Source organism: Vibrio sp. SSH13-20 (genome assembly GCF_040104475.1).
Classification (GTDB): Bacteria; Pseudomonadota; Gammaproteobacteria; order Enterobacterales; family Vibrionaceae; genus Vibrio; species Vibrio harveyi.
In genome coordinates this window covers 348,413-366,677 of the sequence record NZ_JBECOU010000003.1, presented here as the reverse complement: position 1 = coordinate 366,677, position 18,265 = coordinate 348,413, and the positions used below count along the sequence as shown (strand labels likewise).

At 45.9% G+C, this 18,265-nt stretch carries 19 protein-coding genes; 12 read left to right on the top strand and 7 right to left on the bottom strand.

The genetic code is table 11. From position 1 onward, the window contains the following. Positions 1-540: 540 nt before the first annotated feature. The 3 genes from ABMY42_RS10415 to ABMY42_RS10405 are packed head-to-tail and all read left to right on the top strand — an operon-like array spanning position 541 to position 3,271. Positions 541-768, top strand: coding sequence for a FeoA family protein (locus ABMY42_RS10415; protein WP_005426705.1), 228 nt, complete (start codon positions 541-543; stop codon positions 766-768). Next, positions 768-3,044, top strand: coding sequence for a Fe(2+) transporter permease subunit FeoB (gene feoB / locus ABMY42_RS10410; RefSeq protein ID WP_005446432.1), 2,277 nt, complete (start codon positions 768-770; stop codon positions 3,042-3,044). Before ABMY42_RS10415 ends, feoB begins: the two co-directional genes overlap by 1 nt. Then, positions 3,041-3,271 (top strand): FeoC-like transcriptional regulator, encoded by a 231-nt coding sequence (locus ABMY42_RS10405; RefSeq protein WP_005382192.1) that lies wholly within the window; start codon positions 3,041-3,043, stop codon positions 3,269-3,271. Before feoB ends, ABMY42_RS10405 begins: the two co-directional genes overlap by 4 nt. A 109-nt stretch (positions 3,272-3,380) precedes the next feature. On the opposite strand, the gene ABMY42_RS10400 is transcribed toward ABMY42_RS10405, so the two are convergent. The 3 genes from ABMY42_RS10400 to argS all read right to left on the bottom strand — a co-directional run bounded on the left by ABMY42_RS10400 (position 3,381) and on the right by argS (position 6,319). Then, positions 3,381-3,902 (bottom strand): YqhA family protein, encoded by a 522-nt coding sequence (locus ABMY42_RS10400; protein ID WP_005426711.1) that lies wholly within the window; start codon positions 3,900-3,902, stop codon positions 3,381-3,383. 150 nt (positions 3,903-4,052) lie between these two features. After that, positions 4,053-4,481, bottom strand: a complete 429-nt coding sequence (locus ABMY42_RS10395) for an HIT domain-containing protein (protein ID WP_005446436.1) — start codon at positions 4,479-4,481, stop codon at positions 4,053-4,055. Positions 4,482-4,585: 104 nt separating this feature from the next. Beyond that, positions 4,586-6,319, bottom strand: coding sequence for an arginine--tRNA ligase (gene argS / locus ABMY42_RS10390; protein WP_005446437.1), 1,734 nt, complete (start codon positions 6,317-6,319; stop codon positions 4,586-4,588). Positions 6,320-6,539: 220 nt separating this feature from the next. Between argS and ABMY42_RS10385 the strand changes: the two genes are divergently transcribed. After that, positions 6,540-7,139, top strand: coding sequence for a VOC family protein (locus tag ABMY42_RS10385; protein ID WP_349266276.1), 600 nt, complete (start codon positions 6,540-6,542; stop codon positions 7,137-7,139). Between the two features lie 75 nt (positions 7,140-7,214). Here ABMY42_RS10385 and purU read toward each other — a convergent pair whose 3' ends face one another. Further along, entirely contained in the window at positions 7,215-8,048 is an 834-nt protein-coding gene (gene purU / locus ABMY42_RS10380) for a formyltetrahydrofolate deformylase (protein ID WP_005428723.1), read from the bottom strand. A 217-nt stretch (positions 8,049-8,265) separates the two neighbouring features. Between purU and ABMY42_RS10375 the strand changes: the two genes are divergently transcribed. The 7 genes from ABMY42_RS10375 (at position 8,266) to rnd (ending at position 15,752) form a co-directional block, all read left to right on the top strand. Next, the gene (locus ABMY42_RS10375; protein ID WP_026000138.1) at positions 8,266-10,191 is read left to right on the top strand and encodes an ATP-dependent DNA helicase; all 1,926 of its coding nucleotides are present in this window, start codon (positions 8,266-8,268) and stop codon (positions 10,189-10,191) included. A 45-nt stretch (positions 10,192-10,236) separates the two neighbouring features. Further along, a complete protein-coding gene (tsaB, locus tag ABMY42_RS10370) occupies positions 10,237-10,938 on the top strand; it encodes a tRNA (adenosine(37)-N6)-threonylcarbamoyltransferase complex dimerization subunit type 1 TsaB (protein ID WP_005446440.1) in 702 nt (233 codons plus the stop codon). A 60-nt stretch (positions 10,939-10,998) separates the two neighbouring features. Next, a complete protein-coding gene (locus tag ABMY42_RS10365; RefSeq protein ID WP_005437006.1) occupies positions 10,999-11,304 on the top strand; it encodes a hypothetical protein in 306 nt (101 codons plus the stop codon). Between the two features lie 25 nt (positions 11,305-11,329). Next, positions 11,330-11,887 carry a Slp family lipoprotein gene (locus ABMY42_RS10360; protein ID WP_009698574.1) on the top strand — a complete coding sequence of 186 codons (558 nt, stop codon included), beginning with the start codon at positions 11,330-11,332 and terminating at the stop codon, positions 11,885-11,887. Between the two features lie 6 nt (positions 11,888-11,893). Further along, on the top strand, positions 11,894-12,748 hold the full coding sequence (locus tag ABMY42_RS10355) for an alpha/beta hydrolase (protein ID WP_050907762.1): 855 nt from the start codon (positions 11,894-11,896) through the stop codon (positions 12,746-12,748). Between the two features lie 106 nt (positions 12,749-12,854). Next, positions 12,855-14,546, top strand: coding sequence for a long-chain-fatty-acid--CoA ligase FadD (fadD, locus tag ABMY42_RS10350; protein WP_005437015.1), 1,692 nt, complete (start codon positions 12,855-12,857; stop codon positions 14,544-14,546). An 87-nt stretch (positions 14,547-14,633) separates the two neighbouring features. Continuing rightward, on the top strand, positions 14,634-15,752 hold the full coding sequence (rnd, locus tag ABMY42_RS10345; protein ID WP_005446447.1) for a ribonuclease D: 1,119 nt from the start codon (positions 14,634-14,636) through the stop codon (positions 15,750-15,752). A gap of 266 nt (positions 15,753-16,018) precedes the next feature. Here rnd and minE read toward each other — a convergent pair whose 3' ends face one another. From minE to minC, 3 genes are read right to left on the bottom strand one after another with little or no spacing between them, the layout of a single operon-like run. Next, positions 16,019-16,282 carry a cell division topological specificity factor MinE gene (gene minE, locus ABMY42_RS10340; protein ID WP_005437690.1) on the bottom strand — a complete coding sequence of 88 codons (264 nt, stop codon included), beginning with the start codon at positions 16,280-16,282 and terminating at the stop codon, positions 16,019-16,021. 2 nt (positions 16,283-16,284) lie between these two features. Next, the gene (gene minD / locus ABMY42_RS10335) at positions 16,285-17,097 is read right to left on the bottom strand and encodes a septum site-determining protein MinD (protein WP_005446449.1); all 813 of its coding nucleotides are present in this window, start codon (positions 17,095-17,097) and stop codon (positions 16,285-16,287) included. Between the two features lie 17 nt (positions 17,098-17,114). Next, entirely contained in the window at positions 17,115-17,777 is a 663-nt protein-coding gene (minC, locus tag ABMY42_RS10330) for a septum site-determining protein MinC (RefSeq protein ID WP_005446451.1), read from the bottom strand. 197 nt (positions 17,778-17,974) lie between these two features. On the opposite strand from minC, the gene ABMY42_RS10325 reads away from it, so the two are divergent. Continuing rightward, complete coding sequence (locus tag ABMY42_RS10325; RefSeq protein WP_012127285.1) at positions 17,975-18,256, top strand: YcgL domain-containing protein; 282 nt, start codon at positions 17,975-17,977, stop codon at positions 18,254-18,256. Positions 18,257-18,265: the final 9 nt, after the last annotated feature.

Below are 18,265 nucleotides of genomic sequence, written 5' to 3'. Positions count from 1 at the left end.
GATTTGTTCGAGTAAAACGTTTAGGAATTATTGGGACTTAATTGAGAAGCGAATGAAGAAAGAGAAGAAAAAAATATCGTGGTATAGCCGGGGGGACTATACCACGGGTGTCAATGACACCTTCGCTTGCTGCCGGAGTGACATGTTGCCATGCCACCTCTGGAATTCTTTTGAGAGGCTGTTGTCTCTCGATGGGTTAACTATACGAGACCTTACTTATTTTTCTTATAAAAATAACGACAGCTTTATGTGAGAAAAGCGACAAGTTGCCTTTTTTTATTTAAGGTGCTGAATTTATTGATTTTTTAATTTTTCGAAACTGCAAATGTTATGCTTGTGTTAATTTGCATTTGTCTGAAAATATTCAATTTTGACGAAAATGACGTGAAATTAATTAACGGAGTTGACGTTAGATTTCGCCAAAAGCATTAATGAAATCTTTGATTTCACACAATGAATGAGAGGGTATAGAAGAGTAACATTAGCGACCTATACTATTAATAATAATATTTATCATTTGCACTACTCTTAAGGGCCACTATGAAGCTATCAGAAATCAAACCTGGCGAAACAGTGACAATTCGGTTGTTAGAAGGACTTACGTCGGACGTCAGAAAAAAGCTAATGGTAATGGGACTACTTCCTAATACTGAGGTTAAAGTTATTCGACGCGCACCAATGGGAGACCCACTGCAAGTTGAAGTTCGTGGTGTTTCTGTTGCATTACGAGAGACTATTGCGCAAAACATCGAAGTGGAGCGAGCATAATGCAATACCAAATTCTTACTGTTGGTAACCCAAACAGCGGTAAAACCACACTTTTTAATGGCCTGACTGGTGCAAAACAACAAGTTGGTAACTGGGCTGGTGTAACGGTTGAAAAGAAAACTGGTCAGTTCAAACATGCTGGTGATGAATTTCTTCTGACGGACCTTCCGGGTATCTACTCTCTCGACAGTGGCAATGATAGCAATAGTATCGACGAATCTATCGCATCGCGTGCGGTTTTGACGCACCCTGCTGATCTGATTATCAACGTAGTAGACGCAACGAGTCTTGAGCGCAGCTTATACATGACGCTACAACTGCGTGAACTTGGTCGTCCTATGATTGTTGTATTAAACAAAATGGACGCACTTAAGCGTGAACGCCAAGTCATCAATGTTGCAGAACTAGAAAAAACCTTGGGTTGTCCAGTCGTTAGCCTATCAGCGACAAATAAAGCACAAGTTGCAGAATTTAAAGAGAAGTTGCACAAGTCAGTGGTTCAAGGTGTTGCACTAAAAGACATCGCTTTGAATTACGGCGAACAAATGGAAGCGGCGATCAACAACGTTTCGGCTCTTTTCAATGATCAAACCGTTTCTAACCGTGCTCTAGCAATTCGTGCACTAGAAAAAGACGCACTGGTTCTTAACAGCATGTCGGATGCTGATCGCAATAGCGTTGAAAACACAATTGCAGAACTTGAGCTTGATGTTGACTTACATGTTGCAGATACAAAATACACACACCTTCATGAAGAGTGCAAGAAAGTACGTCGCAGTGAGGGCAAGCTAAGTCGCAGTGTGACTGAAAAGCTAGACCAATTTATCTTGAACAAGTGGGTGGGCATTCCATTCTTCTTCATTGTTATGTACCTAATGTTCATGTTCTCTATCAACATTGGTAGTGCGTTCATCGACTTCTTTGATATCGGTGTCGGTGCTCTGTTGGTTGATGGTGGACACCACTTGTTAGACGGTCATTTGCCTGTGTGGTTAGTGACGGTGCTTGCTGATGGTATTGGTGGTGGTATCCAAACGGTTGCAACCTTTATTCCAGTTATCGCGTGTTTGTACCTGTTCTTAGCGGTACTTGAAAGCTCAGGCTACATGGCTCGTGCCGCATTCGTACTAGATAAAGTGATGCAGAAGATTGGTCTACCGGGCAAAGCATTTGTACCGTTGGTTCTTGGTTTCGGTTGTAACGTACCGTCAATCATGGCAACTCGTACTCTAGACCAAGAACGTGAGCGTAAACTAGCTGCATCTATGGCGCCATTTATGTCATGTGGTGCTCGTCTACCAGTATACGCACTATTCGCTGCGGCATTCTTCCCAGGCTCTGGTCAGAACATTGTATTCGCACTTTACCTACTTGGTATTGTGGCAGCGATCTTCACGGGGCTTTTCCTTAAGCACACGCTTTACCCAGGTAGCAGTGACAGCCTAGTAATGGAAATGCCTGACTATGAGCTTCCAACGTTACAAAACGTGGTGATCAAAACTTGGCAAAAGCTAAAGCGCTTCGTTCTTGGTGCAGGTAAAACCATCGTTATCGTTGTTGCTATTCTGAGTTTCTTCAACTCATTGGGTACTGATGGCAGCTTTGGTAACGAAGACAGCGAAAACTCTGTGCTTTCTAAAGCAGCGCAAGTTGTGACTCCAGTATTCGCGCCAATCGGTGTTCAAGAAGACAACTGGCCGGCGACGGTAGGTATCATTACCGGTATCTTCGCAAAAGAGGCGGTAGTTGGTACGCTTAACAGCCTATACACTACACCAAGCGATGGTGAAGACGCAGAATTTGACCTAATGGGCAGCCTAGAAGAGGCAGTAATGAGTATCCCTGAAAACCTAGCCGGTTTGAGCTACTCAGATCCACTAGGCATTGAAGTTGGTGACTTAACTGACTCAAATGCAGTTGCAGAAGAACAAGAAGTCGATGCTTCTATCTTCGGTAACATCAAATCGCAGTTTGCTTCTGGCAATGCCGCATTTGCTTACCTAATCTTTATCCTACTGTACACACCTTGTGTGGCGGCGATGGGGGCTTACGTACGTGAGTTTGGTCATAAGTTCGCACGCTTTATCGCGGTTTGGACAATGGGCTTAGCTTACCTATGTGCGACGTTCTACAACCAATTGACGCATTTCGCAGATAGCCCAGTGACAAGTGGTATTTGGATGGCTGTGATCGTTGCTATCTTCTTTGGTACCTACCGCGTGTTCAAACAAGTTGGTAAGAAACAAAACGGTGCATTAGAGGCGCAAGTAGCATGATTTTAAAAGAGCTTTATCAATACATTGCAGACAAAGGAACCGTCTCCCAGTCAGATCTGGCTAAACAGTTTGGGATGAGTGAAGATGGCGCTGACGCGATGTTAAACGTGTGGATTAAGAAGGGCAAAATTAGCCGCCTAGTCGACACTAATAAAGCTCATGACGTGACTCGTGTTCGCTACTCAGTGACTAAACAAGATGGTTTGTCTTTGACAGTCACCATGTAGCGATTGTCAAAATTAGTCACCTAAAAAGTTATCATGTAAAAACGACAAGGCCGCATCAGCAATGATGCGGCTTTTCTTTTGCTGGTTATTGTTTGTGAATACAGAGAAATTAATGTTCTTCAGAGTGTTTAGTCGCGCCTAACCCTAGGAACTTCAAACCAAGACTTAAAACTAAAATCGAAATAGGTAATGTTAAGATCGTCCAATCTAAGCTGTCGAAGTTAATCAGCACGAGCTCTAAGAACTTCACAAACAAGATCACGATGATGACTTCAGCCAAAATGTTTTTTAGGTGACCGATGTTTGGGGTTCTGATCCAATGCAAAACCGACTGTTCTTGTGTTTTCGCTTTAGCTTTGTTGGAAATAAACAGTGTGTAGATGCCGTGAGCAAAGATGAACAAAACTAGTGCGACAAGAAACGTATCCAGTGATTTGATCAAATACGCGATCGCGATGTCTGCTTTATCTAAATGTGCGAGTGCTTCTGGAGGTGTTTGATTGAGAATGAAGACCGCAAATGCCGAATAGGTTTTTGCTGCGCCCATAACAAAAAGCAAGAATGAAGCAGCCATAGAACAGATGATGGCGATCCAGCTGACGTATCGGAATGTGTTGAAGACTTGTTTCATGATGACCCTCTCTAACTGAGTTGGCAGTCTAAACAAGTTTTATTTTAGTGATAATCCTAGAAAAATGAGAAAGATTGTTACAAATGCGTATTAATCTTTCTCTGTCTGTTTCAGCCGTATTCAAAGGCGAATTATTTTCGCTGACAGCGGCTATGCTTTTTGGAAAATAGAGCTCAGTGATAGCACGTTTTTAATACGGCCAAGCAATTCGTTTTGCTCTTCTTCTGTACGGAATTCACCTTTGGTGTTGCCCCAAACTGGTCCCGGCCATGCTACGTCATCTTTGAAGCGAGCAATATGGTGAATGTGTAGCTGAGGTACCATGTTACCTAGTGCGCCTAGGTTTAACTTGTCTGGACGGAATGTTGCTTCTAGTGCTTGGCTTACTGCCTGAGACTCTAGCAAAAACTGTTGCTGTTCTTTCATTGGCAAATGGTGAAGCTCTTTTAGGTTTGCACGTTTTGGTACCAAGATAACCCATGGCACGGCATTGTCTTTATGCAGAAGTGCCACACACAGTGGGAAGTGACCGATAACGGTAGTGTCTTTTGCCAATTGAGGGTGCAGTTCAAAACTCATTATATTATCCGATTTGAATTGAATGACATCAGTATACGCCAGATAAAACAAAAGGTTGACGCTTTCACGCCAACCTTTCTAAATCGTCTCGATTCTAGAATCGCTTACATACGCTCTAGAGTATCGATACCTAGTAGCGACAGACCTTGCTTGATGGTCTTCGCTGTTAGTGCTGCCAGTTTCAGGCGGCTTTGTTTCACTGCTTCGTCTTCAGCAACTAGGATAGGGCACGCTTCGTAGAAGCTAGAGAACTGACCTGCTAGTTCGAATAGGTAGCTACACATGATGTGTGGTTGACCTTCGCGAGCAACAGATTGAACCGCTTCTTCGAACTGCATAAGTTTTGCGATAAGCGCTTTTTCTTTCTCGTCAGTGATCTTAATTTCACCTTGTAGATCATCCATAGAAACGCCAGCTTTAGCGAATACAGATGCTACGCGAGTGTAAGCGTATTGCATGTACGGTGCAGTGTTACCTTCGAACGCTAGCATGTTGTCCCAATCGAACACGTAGTCCGTGGTGCGGTGCTTAGAAAGGTCTGCGTATTTAACCGCTGCCATTGCAACTGTGTTCGCGATCGCTTTCTTCTCGTCTTCTGCTAGTTCTGGGTTCTTAGATTCGATCAGTTGTGCTGCACGAACTTCTGCTTCATCTAGAAGATCAGCAAGACGAACCGTACCGCCTGCACGAGTCTTGAATGGCTTACCATCTTTACCTAGCATCATACCGAACGCGTGGTGCTCAAGAGATACTGACTCTGGCACGTAACCCGCTTTACGAACGATAGTCCAAGCTTGCATTAGGTGTTGGTGTTGACGAGAGTCGATGAAGTAAAGTACGCGGTCTGCGCCTAGTTCTTCGTAACGGTATTTCGCACATGCGATGTCCGTTGTTGTGTATAGGAAGCCGCCGTCGCGTTTCTGAACGATAACGCCCATCGCTTCGCCGTCTTTGTTCTTGAATTCTTCAAGGAACACAACTTGCGCGCCGTCATCTTCAACTGCAAGACCTTGTGCTTTAAGGTCCGCTACGATCTTAGGTAGCATGTCGTTGTACATGCTCTCGCCCATTACGTCATCACGAGATAGAGATACGTTTAGACGATCGTAGTTACGCTGGTTTTGGATCATAGTTACGTCAACCAGCTTCTTCCACATTTCTGCGCAGAACTCGTCGCCGCTTTGCAGTTTCACAACGTAGTTACGTGCTTTCACTGCGAATTCTTCGTCTTCGTCGTATAGTTTCTTAGACTCACGGTAGAAGCCTTCAAGGTCAGCCAGCTCCATAGAAACTTCGCCAGACTCTTGTTGTACACGCTCAAGGTTTGCGATAAGCATACCGAACTGAGTACCCCAGTCACCGATGTGGTTCGCACGGATCACTTTGTGACCTAGGAACTCAAGAGTACGTACTACTGCATCACCGATGATGGTTGAACGTAGGTGACCAACGTGCATTTCTTTAGCAACGTTTGGTGCAGAGTAGTCAGCAACGATAGTTTGAGCTTCGTCTGCCGCAACGCCAAGACGTGAGTCAGCCAATGCTGCTTCCGCTTGTTTTGCTAGGAACTCTTCGCTTAGGAAAATGTTGATGAAACCAGGACCTGCGATTTCTGTCTTGCTCGCAATACCGTCTAGGTCTAGAACATCCAGTACTTTCTGTGCAAATTCTCGTGGGTTAGTACCCAGTTTTTTAGCAACGCCCATTACGCCGTTTGCTTGGTAGTCACCAAATTGTGGCTTTGCTGATTGGCGTACTGCCGCAGGACTGCCTGCAGGTGCGCCAGCGGCTTCTAGAGCCTGAGATACTTTGTCATTAATAAGTGCTTGGATATTCACACGCGTTTCCTTCAATTCAAGGACGAAGAACTCGGCGATATAAGTGCCGAGTTCTGTTGGAGTTCACAAAAATGGGGCTAATGATAACAACTTTATTGCTTTTCATACAGAGAGGAATTGGGGAAATTTATACTTTTTCGATTGAATGGAAATGTGGCTTGGTTTGCGTTTACTATTGCGCTCAGAGTAATGAGATAAATCGCCCCATGAGAGAGCCACAATGACGACTCAACTAGTTGAAAAACGCCTAGCGCCTGAATTGATGATCCAAGATCTGGATGCATTTATGGCGAAGATTGAAGAGCTTGCATCCCTGTTAAAACTGGATCTGAGCTTTGCTCAAGCTGACCATATTGCGTTACGTATTAATGATACTGAAACCGCGAAAGCTGCGCATGAGGCTTGGAATCAATATGGCAAAGTGATTTCACAAGCGAAAATCAACGGTCGCCCAATTATTGTTATCGAATTCGACAAAGCGTTGGAAAGCCGTGGTTGGAAGATTGAGTGTCTGGAGTTGCCATACCCTGCGGAAGGCAAAATCTACCCAAGCGAAAGTTGGGAGCATGTGGAGTTCGTGATTCCATCTCATGCCGAAACCGCAGACGAGTTTCTTGCTGATTTGAAACACACTTACCCAACGTTTGGCGCGCGTTTTGACGAGTTGGAAGAGCTGGGTGTGAAGATCAAACTGTCAAGTCCGAAAGGGGAAGGCGAACGCTTGAACAACCCAACGGTGGCGTTTAAGTATCAAGGCATTTGTATCAAGCTGCACCCGCATTCACTCAAGCGTATTGTTGAGTCTGAGCAGTCTGAATAAGTTAGCTTTGAACGACTAGAAAGAAGAAAGGGTTGCTACATGAGCAACCCTTTCTTTTATTCAAATACGACGAATTTATAGAATAACCGTCTTATTGCCGTAAACGAAAACGTGGTCATTGATCACTTTATTCAGAGCTTTGCTCAATACGTTCTTCTCTACATCGCGACCTGCTTGTGCCATATCTTGTGCGCTGAACGTGTGATCCACTGGAATAACGTCCTGCTTGATGATTGGACCTTCATCCAAGTCATTTGTCACGAAGTGCGCTGTTGCACCGATGATCTTCACACCGCGATCGTAAGCTTGTTGGTATGGCTTTGCACCGATGAAAGCGGGTAAGAAACTGTGGTGGATGTTGATGATCTTGTGACGGTATTTCTCTACGAAAGTCGGAGTGAGAACACGCATGTACTTCGCTAGTACAAGATAATCGGCATCATATTGATCAATCACTTCAAGCATCTTTTGCTCGTGCTCTTCACGGCTAAGATCTTCGTGGGTCACGTGATGGTAAGGGATATCAAAACGTTCAGTGAGTGTTTGAAGTTTGTCGTAGTTACCAACAACCGCAGCAATTTCAACATCTAAGCTGCCATCGTAAGTCTTCATCAGAATATCACCTAAACAGTGCGCTTCTTTGGTTACTAGGATGACGATGCGTTTACGGCGAGAGCTAATGAGTTTGCGTTTTGCACCTTGTGGCAGCGCTTGGTCTAAATCGGCGAGTAGCGTTTGATCGTTGAAGTAACCCTCCAACTCGGTTCTCATGAAAAAGTGCCCACTGGTGTTATCAACAAACTCGTTATTATGAACGATATTCAGCTGATGTTTATAACAGATATTGGTGATTTTTGAGATCAAACCCGGTGCGTCAGAACAATGGGTTAACAGTGTTTTCTTTTCCATAAATCAGATACTTCCATGCATTATTTTTCTAGCGTACGAATAAAAGGGTCACGTCAGAAGCGTGAATCGTACTGCAATCTGACTTCATAAATAATCTATTCTCGGCGCGGTTTCAACAAATTATCCGCGCGATGCTAAAACCTAGTGCTTTTGTTGGCTGATGTTTACGCTCAACTCCTGATATACTCTCGACAATTTTTCCAACCAGATGTCAGGCATGATCGCAAAAACATTCTCCTCTGAGGGCGCGTTAGGCAAAGCCATTCCGGGCTTTCAAGCTCGCCAGCCACAAATCGATATGGCAGAAGCTGTCAGCAGTGCGATCAAAGACCAAACTCAACTGGTGGTTGAAGCAGGAACGGGAACGGGTAAAACCTTTGCTTACCTTGTACCAGCGCTATTAAGCGGCAAAAAAGTCATCATCAGTACCGGGTCGAAGAACCTGCAAGAGCAGTTGTATCATCGTGACCTGCCGTTGATGGTCAGTGCTTTAGGCTTTTATGGACAAGTGGCGTTACTAAAAGGTCGTTCCAACTACCTATGTTTGGATCGTCTTAGCCGCCAAATGGTCGAGAGCCATACTAATGAAGCCGATCCAACATTGTTGACTCAATTGGTGAAGGTTCGCACTTGGTCGTCTGAAACCAAAACGGGCGATTTAGGTGACTGTGACGACCTGCCAGAAGACAGCATGATCATCCCGACCATAACCTCCACCAACGATAACTGTTTGGGTAAAGAGTGTCCGAGCTACACCGATTGTTTCGTCTTAAAAGCACGCAAACGCGCAATGGATTCAGACATTGTTGTCGTCAACCACCACTTGTTCCTTGCAGACCTCGCGATCAAAGAAACCGGCTTTGGTGAGTTGATCCCAGAAGCTGACGTATTCATTTTCGATGAAGCCCACCAGCTTCCAGACATTGCCAGCGAATACTTCGGACAATCGATCTCTAGCCGTCAGATCCAAGAGCTCGCCAAAGACATTGAGATTGCTTACCGCACTGAAGCAAAAGACATGCGCCAGCTACAAAAAGTCGGTGATAAGCTGATGCAAAGTGCGATGGATATGCGCATCGTGCTCGGTGAACCGGGCTTTCGTGGAAACTGGCGTGAAGCGCTGCAGTCGGAATCGATCAAGCGTGAATTGGTGCGCTTAACCGATAGCTTAGACTTGGCGATTGATGTGTTGAAACTGGCGCTAGGTCGAAGCCAATTGCTGGATACCGCCTTTGAGCGTGCCAACCTGATCAAAGGACGAATTGATCGCGTTTGTGATGTCGATATTACTGGTTACTCATACTGGTACGACACATCTCCCCGCCATTTTGCTCTGCACATTACGCCGCTATCGGTTGCAGATAAATTCCATGAGCAAATTGAAATCAAACAAGGCGCGTGGATTTTCACTTCTGCAACCCTAGCGGTATCGGGTGACTTTAAACACTTTACCGACCGTCTTGGATTGAAGCCGAAGCAGCAGTTTTCGTTGCCATCTCCGTTCGATTACGAGAAGCAAGCGCGCCTATGTGTGCCTCGTTATTTACCAGAGCCAAACAGCCCTGGCTTAGCCGACAAACTGGTGCGAATGCTTGCGCCTGTAATTGAAGAAAACGACGGGCGTTGTTTCTTTCTATGTACTTCACACAGCATGATGCGTGAGCTTGGTGAACGCTTCCGTGAAGTGCTGGATCTGCCTGTGTTAATGCAAGGTGAGATGAGCAAACAAAAGACCCTTGCCGAGTTTATGGAACTGGGTAATGCACTGCTGGTGGCTACGGGTGCATTCTGGGAAGGGATCGATGTTAGAGGTGATGCGCTGAGCTGTGTTATCATCGACAAATTACCGTTTACTGCCCCTGATGATCCGCTACTCAAAGCCCGAATCGAAGACTGTCGATTACGTGGCGGTGAGCCGTTTGCAGAAGTGCAAATCCCGGATGCGGTTATCACGTTAAAGCAGGGCGTAGGACGTTTGATTCGAGACCAAAAAGATCATGGTGCCTTAATCATTTGCGACAACCGTTTGGTAACGCGTGATTATGGTGGCATCTTCCTCGGCAGTTTACCGCCAATCCCAAGAACACGGGATTTAGAACGAATCAAAACATTCCTAAAAACAGAACAACCTGCCGCAGACTAATGCGCTGTGGCATCAATAAATTAAAGAAGAATTGTAGAGAGTTACATGAGCGCAAAAATTCTTGCTATCGATACGGCAACTGAGAACTGTTCAGTTGCGCTACTGGTTAATGACCGAGTGATTTCACGCAGTGAAGTGGCTCCTCGTGACCACACTAAGAAAGTACTGCCTATGGTAGACGAAGTACTGAAAGAAGCAGGTCTGACTCTACAAGATCTAGACGCATTGGCGTTTGGTCGTGGTCCGGGCAGCTTTACTGGCGTTCGTATCGGTATTGGTATCGCGCAAGGTTTGGCGTTTGGTGCTGACTTACCAATGATTGGCGTTTCAACGTTGGCTGCGATGGCACAAGCAAGCTACCGCCTGCACGGTGCAACGGATGTTGCGGTTGCGATTGATGCGCGTATGAGTGAAGTTTACTGGGCACGTTACACTCGCCAAGAAAACGGTGAATGGGCAGGTGTGGATGCAGAATGCGTTATTCCACCAGCACGACTTGCGGAAGAAGCGCAAGCAGACGACAAAACGTGGACTAAAGCAGGTACTGGTTGGGATGCTTACCAAGAAGATCTTGGCAAACTGCCACTCAACTTAACGAGCGGTGATGTGCTTTACCCTGATTCACAAGACATTGTGATTCTTGCTGAGCAGGAGCTTAAGAAAGGCAACACAGTTCCAGTAGAAGAATCGAGCCCGGTTTATCTGCGTGATAATGTGACGTGGAAGAAACTTCCGGGTCGCGAATAATCGGTCTTTCAATGATTTGACAAAGTGCAGGGCATTCGCCCTGTATTTTTATGGAGCGTTATGGCGTCTATCAATGGTTTACCTCCTGCGTTAATACCGGGTGCAAATCGCACTAATAAAGTCGGTAAAAAAGGGCAGGTAAAGAAAGCTCAAGATAAGCAGCCCGTTGGTCAACCTTCTAAGGTGGCGAACGCTGTCGCGCATTCCATTAAGCAAGTGGATGAGTCTCAGATTCATCGCGCTCAAGTGCAATATGATTTGCCCGAGGGTCATGCTCGCAAAGCAATGGAACAGTATATGGACGTCATGAATCGAGCGAAGAAAGAGGAACTTGCTCAGTTACTTGGTGTCGATATCTATGTGTAAAACAACGAATTTATAGTGGGGGTTTATGAAACTTTCTGGACGTATTTTTCTGGTTATTATCGCAGCATTCGGGCTTTCTGCCTGTAGCTCTCTTCCTGAAGAGCTGAATGCAAGCACCGAGCAGGTTTTGACGGATTACAAAGCCTTTGCTGAAGACCAAGGACAGGCTGCTAACGATGTCCGTCTTGGTGGTGTTATCGCGAAAGTGGATAACTTGAAAGACCAAACGCGTCTGGAGATCGTAAATCTGCCAATCAGCAAATCAGGCAAGCCGGACATCGATCAAGAACCAACGGGTCGCTTCGCGGTTTATTTTGATGGTTACTTAGAGCCAGTTGCTTTCAGTAAAGGTCGAATCATTACCGTGGTGGGTAAAGGTGCGGGCGAAGAAGAAGGCAAAATTGGCGAGCATCAATACATCTTCCCAGTCATCAAAGGCGATGGCTACCGTTTATGGAAGATTGAAGAGCGTGTACGTATGTATGACACGCCAACCTATTACTACCCTTGTTACTCCATTAACTGTCGCATGATGCGTTCGGATTTCCCGCAAGATGGCAAGGTGATCAAGAAGGTTAAATAATCTGTGATGAATGAGCGCCGTTTCGAACTCCCAAATGGGAGCATGGCAGCCTTAGAGATCGGAAACGAAAAAACGACTGCTTGTTCAGTCGTTTTTCTTCATGGGTGGATGGATAACGCGGGTAGCTTCAAAACCTTGATGAACGCCATCCATCAGCACAACCCTGATCTTCATCTACTGGCAATTGACCTATTTGGTCATGGCTTATCCAGTCATAAATCCTCAGACAATTACTACCCCTTCCACGACTATATTGCTGATTTACACCAATTATTGGATGAATTATCGCCAAACAGACTGGTGTTAGTAGGTCATTCACTAGGCGCTTTAATCGCAAGTTGCTATAGTGCTGCCTTTCCTGAACAGGTCGAAGCGTTAGTGCAAATTGAAGGAGCGGGTCCACTCGCAGAACAACCTTCCAATAGCGTAAAACGACTGCGTGATGGTGTCCTTAGCCGGCAACGTCAACGCAACAAACCGGAGCGAGCTATCGCTTCTTTCGATCTGGCGTTAAAGCTACGCATGCAAGCGAATCACCTGACCGCCGAGCAGTTGATGCCAATCGTAGAGCGCGGAACTGAATGTCGCGAGAACCAATGGTTTTGGCGACACGATGCCAAATTAAAGTGCGATTCTCTTTATCGCATGGCACAGGACCACGCGAACTCGATCACCAGCCAAATACGCTGTCCGCACCTAATCATATTGGGTGACAAAGGATTTCAGCATTTACAGTCTAACCAAGTCGATTGGGGCGAAAATCCACCGAATGTGGTTTCTGTCGCGGGTGGGCATCATTGCCATTTAGAGCAAACACTCGAGGTCGCAAAGCGAATTCTTGGTGTAGTTAACAAAATTTAAACAAGTGTTTGAGAGTTACGTGCTCAAGCACGTTTGCTGTGCTGTAATAGTGCTCAAAATAAAAAGGACGCTATTTTTTAGCCAGTTATAAACGAGGAGTAACATCGTGGATAAACCATGGCTTTCACGTTATCCAAGTGACGTACCTGAAACCATTAATCCAGAGCAATATGAGTCTTTGGTAGAAATGTTCGAGCAGTCTGTTCAAAAGTACGCAGACCAACCGGCATTCATGAACATGGGCTCGGTCATGACCTTCCGCAAATTGGAAGAGCGTAGCCGCGCATTCGCCGCATACCTACAAAACGAACTTAAGCTGAAGAAGGGCGACCGCGTTGCTCTTATGATGCCAAACCTGCTTCAATACCCTGTCGCGCTATTTGGTATTTTGCGTGCAGGCTGTATCGCTGTGAACGTGAACCCACTTTACACTCCTCGTGAGCTTGAGCACCAGCTAAACGATGCTGGCGCAACGGCGATCGTTATCGTTTCTAATTTCGCGAACACACTAGAGCAAATCGTAGAAAACACGCCAGTGAAACACGTGGTTCTGACCAGCCTTGGTCAAATGCTGCCACGTGCGAAAGGTACTCTTGTCGACTTCGTGGTTAAGTACGTGAAGGGCATGGTACCTAAGTACGACCTACCGGGTGCAATCTCAATGCGTAAAGCGCTGCACAAAGGTCGTCGTCTTCAGTACGTGAAACCATTTATGTCTGGTGATGATATTGCATTCCTACAGTACACTGGTGGTACAACGGGCGTAGCGAAAGGCGCAATCCTGACGCACCGCAACATGATCGCCAACGTAATGCAGGCGAAAGGTGCTTATGGTCCTGTATTGTCTCCGGGTCGCGAGCTTGTTGTTACGGCACTGCCGCTTTACCACGTATTCGCGCTGACGGTGAACTGTCTACTGTTCGTTGAAATGGGTGGCAACAACCTGCTTATCACTAACCCGCGTGATATTCCGGGCTTTGTGAAAGAGCTGCAAAAATACCAGTTCACTGCGATTACTGGCGTAAACACGCTGTTTAACGCGCTAGTGAACAACGAAGATTTCCATGAGCTAGATTTCAGCAATCTTCGCCTAGCAGTAGGTGGTGGTATGGCAGTGCAACGTGCCGTCGCTGAAAAATGGCAAAAGACCACGGGCTGTTACCTACTAGAAGGTTACGGTCTAACAGAATGTTCTCCATTGGTGGCGGCTTACCCGCACGACCTAGTGGAATACAACGGTTCTATCGGTCTGCCTGTGCCATCAACTGAAGTACGTATTGTTGATGAAGAAGGTAACCCACTAGCAAATACTGAGACAGGTGAGCTTCAAGTTCGCGGTCCTCAAGTGATGCAAGGTTACTGGCAGCGCCCAGAAGCGACCAAAGAAGTGATCAACGAAGACGGTTGGCTATCGACGGGTGACATCGTTAAGTTTGATGATGAAGGCTTCCTGCACATCGTTGACCGTAAGAAAGACATGATTCTTGTGTCTGGCTTCAACGTTTACCCGAACGAAATCGAAGACGTGGTTGCTCTGCACGGTAAAGTGCTAGAAGTCGCGGCAATCGGTCAGCCTCACGAAGTGTCTGGCGAGTTGGTGAAGATCTACGTTGTAAAACGCGATCCAAGCCTAACCAAAGACGAAGTGATTGCACACTGTCGCCAACACCTAACTGGCTACAAAGTGCCGAAGTTGGTTGAGTTCCGTGAAGATCTACCTAAGACCAACGTAGGTAAGATCCTTCGTCGCGTACTGCGTGAAGAGAACGACGCAGAGCTAGCGAAGAAGAGCGCATAAGCGGATTTCTTTGTGCAACAATCATTTATTGCCAAATAGTGTTAGAATGCCAGCGTTTTGCTGGCATTTTTTTATAGCGAGAAGCATGTGAACTATCAGATCATTACGAAAAACAAAGACCTAGAAGAAGTCTGCGCTCTAGCAAGAGAAGCCGACGTAGTTATGCTGGATACCGAATTCGTGCGAATCAGGACTTACTATCCGCAACTAGGTTTGATTCAGCTTTTCGATGGCAAACAACTTTCCCTTATCGACCCGACCGAACTGACTGACATGACGTCGTTCGTCGAGTTGCTAAAAGACACCTCAGTGCTAAAAGTACTGCACGCGTGTGGTGAAGATTTAGAAGTCTTCCAAAATGCCTTTGGCTGCACACCATTCCCAATGGTGGATACTCAGTTGATGGCAGCATTTTTGGGTCACGGTCTGTCGACGGGCTTTGCTACGCTGGTGGAAGAATACCTAGGCGTGGAGCTAGACAAGAGCGAATCTCGCACTGATTGGATGGCGCGCCCACTTACTCAAAAGCAGCTTGATTACGCCGCGGCCGACGTACACTATCTAATGCCTCTTTACGAGAAGCTATTAGATAAAGTCAACGAAGCAGGCTGGTGGGAAGCGGTTCAGCAAGAGAGTGACCTGCTTGTATCAAAGCGTATTCGTAACTTAAATGAAGAAACCGTCTACCTAGATATCAAAGGTGCATGGCAACTAAGACCGGCTGAACTAGCGATTCTTAAGCCTTTGGCGACTTGGCGCTACCGCGAAGCGATTAAGCGTGACCTAGCACTGAACTTTATCTTCAAAGAAGGTGATTTGCTGACAGTGGCTCGCCTTGGTTTGACTGGCTTTAAGAAGATGGAAGCGGAAGGCATCGACATTCGTGCGATTAACCGCCACGGCGCACGAATTGCGGCTATCGTGAAAAGTGCAAAGCAAACACCTGCCGATGATTACCCAGCTAAAATCGAGCGTTTGATGGATTACCCAGGCTACAAGCAAATCTTCAAGAACATGAAAGATGTGGTGAAGGTAGCATCGCAAAAATCAGGCTTGGCGACCGAGTTCTTGGCTTCTAAAAAGCAGATCAACCAAATCATCAGTTGGGTATGGAAGAAAGATCGCGACCCAGCGCGTTTACCAGATGTCATGCAAGGCTGGCGTCTTGAATTGCTCGGCGAGAAGATGAATAAGGTGCTGAAGTAAGTACCAAATAAAAAAGGTTGGCACTATCGCCAACCTTTTTTGTAACACGCATTTGTATTTTACTTGGAGTCCCCATTTTAGCAGGACTAAACCACAGGGTCATTCCAGCGAACCTAAGTGAGACCAGGAATCTACTGACAGCCCGCTTTAAAGCCAAAACCTTCTTTCACCAAGCCGAGTACTCTGGTAATAGATTCTGAATCGCGCTCGTACCTCGCTGTCCAGAATGACGAAGAGGAAGACTCTCAAGCAAAGTCGAAAAGTAACTACTTCTCGTCTTCTGGCAACTTCACGTTTAGCTCAAGAACCGAAATATCATCGTCCTTGTGCTCAAACGTCAAATCCACCATGTTTGGATCAATCGCAACGTATTTGCTGATCACCTTCAAGATGTCCTCTTTCAATTGAGGCAAGTAAGAAGGCGCAGGATCGTTCTGGCTACGACGCTCAGCAACGATGATCTGCAAACGCTCTTTGGCTAGATTCGCTGAAGTTTTCTTTTGCGGGCGGAAAAATTCTAATAGTGACATTTCTAGCCTCCGAATAGTCGTTTAAAGATTCCTTTCTTCTCCTCGGTAAGGAAACGAAATTCAACCTGGTTGCCCAGTAGGCGGTCTACCGTATCAGAGTAAGCCATGCCTGCGTCTGTGTTCTCGTCAAAGATCACTGGCACACCTTTGTTTGATGCGTTTAGAACGGCTTGGCTTTCTGGAATCACGCCCAGTAGAGAAATGTGTAGGATCTCTTCTACGTCTTCAACGCTCAGCATCTCACCTTGTGTTACGCGAGATGGGTTGTAACGCGTCAGCAATAGGTGCTGCTTAACAGGCTCAAGACCTTGCTCAGCACGTAGAGACTTAGAATCCAAAATACCTAGGATACGGTCAGAATCACGTACCGAAGACACTTCTGGGTTCGTCGTTACAATCGCTTCATCTGCGTAGTACAGCGCCATCAGAGCACCTTGCTCGATACCTGCTGGAGAGTCACAGATGATGAAGTCGAAGCCCATTTCATCCAACTCAGTGAAAACACGTTGCACGCCATCTTTGGTTAGCGCGTCTTTATCACGTGTTTGAGAAGCTGGAAGAATGAATAGGTTATCTGTGCGCTTGTCTTTAATCATCGCTTGGTTAAGCGTTGCTTCACCGTTGATGACGTTAACAAAGTCATACACCACGCGGCGTTCACAGCCCATGATAAGATCGAGGTTACGCAAGCCGATATCAAAATCGATCACCGCAGTCTTTTTGCCCTTAAGAGCCAGACCAGAGGCGATGGCTGCGCTTGAAGTGGTTTTACCAACGCCACCTTTACCAGACGTTACTACAATAATGCGTGCCATTTTATTTCCTTTTTAGACTAAATCGTGAGTGTTTCTAGATGTAATGATTCTTCGGCTTTACTGATCATTACTTTCTTTTGCCAATACTCACTCTCAATTTGATCGCTCAACCAGTAATCTCCTGCAATGGAAACCAGTTCAGCTTGTAAATCGTGACAAATAATTCGTGCTTCTTGTTGACCACTCGCCCCAGCAATGGCGCGTCCGCGTAGAGTGCCATGAATGTGGATAGAGCCATCAGCAATCACTTCTGCACCAGCGCTTACGTGTGCTAGTACAACCAAGTCACCGTCTTTGGCGTAAATCTGCTGACCAGAACGCACAGGCGTACGAACGATTTTGGTCGGCGCCATTTTCGCTGGTGCTTGAGTTGGAGATTTGCTCGCAGACATGATGGCGAAGCCCGCTTCTGAGGCAAGGTTTTGAACGCGCTTATCTTTACAGCCAGTCACACCAACCGGAATAAACCCTGCATCGGCGATGCCTTGTTTAAGTGTGGTGAAATCAATGTCGCCTTCTACTTTTGCTATATTGATAACCAGAGGTGCGGATGCGAAGAAAGAGGGTGCTTGAGAAACCTTTTCTTGCAAAAATTCGACAGTCTTAGCGATCTCGTTGTCAGAAAGGTGTAAAACTGACAATGTAAAACTGCTACCTTTAAGGTCAGGTGAATGGGTCATCGTGGACTTCTTGCCTTTATTGAAAGAGCGTTGCCTTAAACTAGGTCTGTCATGTTATATTTCATCCTTTAGCGCAGCAAGTTCTCAAGCGGGCAAATAAGTGAATTAATCTCAAATTTGCTATCAAGTTTGCGAGAATTTTACGTTTTCAACAAAATCCGCACTCAAAGCGGGTAAATCAGCACAAAAGGCTCGTCATGCTTTGTTCTATTTATAAAAGCTCCAGAAAAGAAGGCACTTATCTCTATATTCCGAAAAAGGATGATTTCTCACAGGTTCCTGACACGTTAATGCAGATGTTCGGTAAGCCTATGCCGGTGATGACAATCAAGCTTGATGGTCGTACTTTGGCACAAGTTGATGTCGAGAAAGTGAAAGCGTCACTAATTAATGATGGTTTCTTCCTACAGGTTCCGCCTCCGCCGGAAAACCTACTAGAAAAATACAAAGAACAAAAAGCCCAGCAGAAAGGCGAATAACGTCACCGC

Excerpts from the sequence above, each read along its gene's own strand:
- ABMY42_RS10415 (WP_005426705.1), top strand. The coding sequence starts at position 541 with ATGAAGCTATCAGAAATCAAACCTGGCGAAACAGTGACAATTCGGTTG.
- feoB (WP_005446432.1), top strand. The coding sequence starts at position 768 with ATGCAATACCAAATTCTTACTGTTGGTAACCCAAACAGCGGTAAAACC.
- ABMY42_RS10405 (WP_005382192.1), top strand. The coding sequence starts at position 3,041 with ATGATTTTAAAAGAGCTTTATCAATACATTGCAGACAAAGGAACCGTC.
- ABMY42_RS10400 (WP_005426711.1), bottom strand. The coding sequence starts at position 3,902 with ATGAAACAAGTCTTCAACACATTCCGATACGTCAGCTGGATCGCCATC.
- ABMY42_RS10395 (WP_005446436.1), bottom strand. The coding sequence starts at position 4,481 with ATGAGTTTTGAACTGCACCCTCAATTGGCAAAAGACACTACCGTTATC.
- ABMY42_RS10385 (WP_349266276.1), top strand. The coding sequence starts at position 6,540 with ATGACGACTCAACTAGTTGAAAAACGCCTAGCGCCTGAATTGATGATC.
- purU (WP_005428723.1), bottom strand. The coding sequence starts at position 8,048 with ATGGAAAAGAAAACACTGTTAACCCATTGTTCTGACGCACCGGGTTTG.
- ABMY42_RS10375 (WP_026000138.1), top strand. The coding sequence starts at position 8,266 with ATGATCGCAAAAACATTCTCCTCTGAGGGCGCGTTAGGCAAAGCCATT.
- tsaB (WP_005446440.1), top strand. The coding sequence starts at position 10,237 with ATGAGCGCAAAAATTCTTGCTATCGATACGGCAACTGAGAACTGTTCA.
- ABMY42_RS10365 (WP_005437006.1), top strand. The coding sequence starts at position 10,999 with ATGGCGTCTATCAATGGTTTACCTCCTGCGTTAATACCGGGTGCAAAT.
- ABMY42_RS10360 (WP_009698574.1), top strand. The coding sequence starts at position 11,330 with ATGAAACTTTCTGGACGTATTTTTCTGGTTATTATCGCAGCATTCGGG.
- ABMY42_RS10355 (WP_050907762.1), top strand. The coding sequence starts at position 11,894 with ATGAATGAGCGCCGTTTCGAACTCCCAAATGGGAGCATGGCAGCCTTA.
- minE (WP_005437690.1), bottom strand. The coding sequence starts at position 16,282 with ATGTCACTATTAGAATTTTTCCGCCCGCAAAAGAAAACTTCAGCGAAT.
- minD (WP_005446449.1), bottom strand. The coding sequence starts at position 17,097 with ATGGCACGCATTATTGTAGTAACGTCTGGTAAAGGTGGCGTTGGTAAA.
- minC (WP_005446451.1), bottom strand. The coding sequence starts at position 17,777 with ATGACCCATTCACCTGACCTTAAAGGTAGCAGTTTTACATTGTCAGTT.
- ABMY42_RS10325 (WP_012127285.1), top strand. The coding sequence starts at position 17,975 with ATGCTTTGTTCTATTTATAAAAGCTCCAGAAAAGAAGGCACTTATCTC.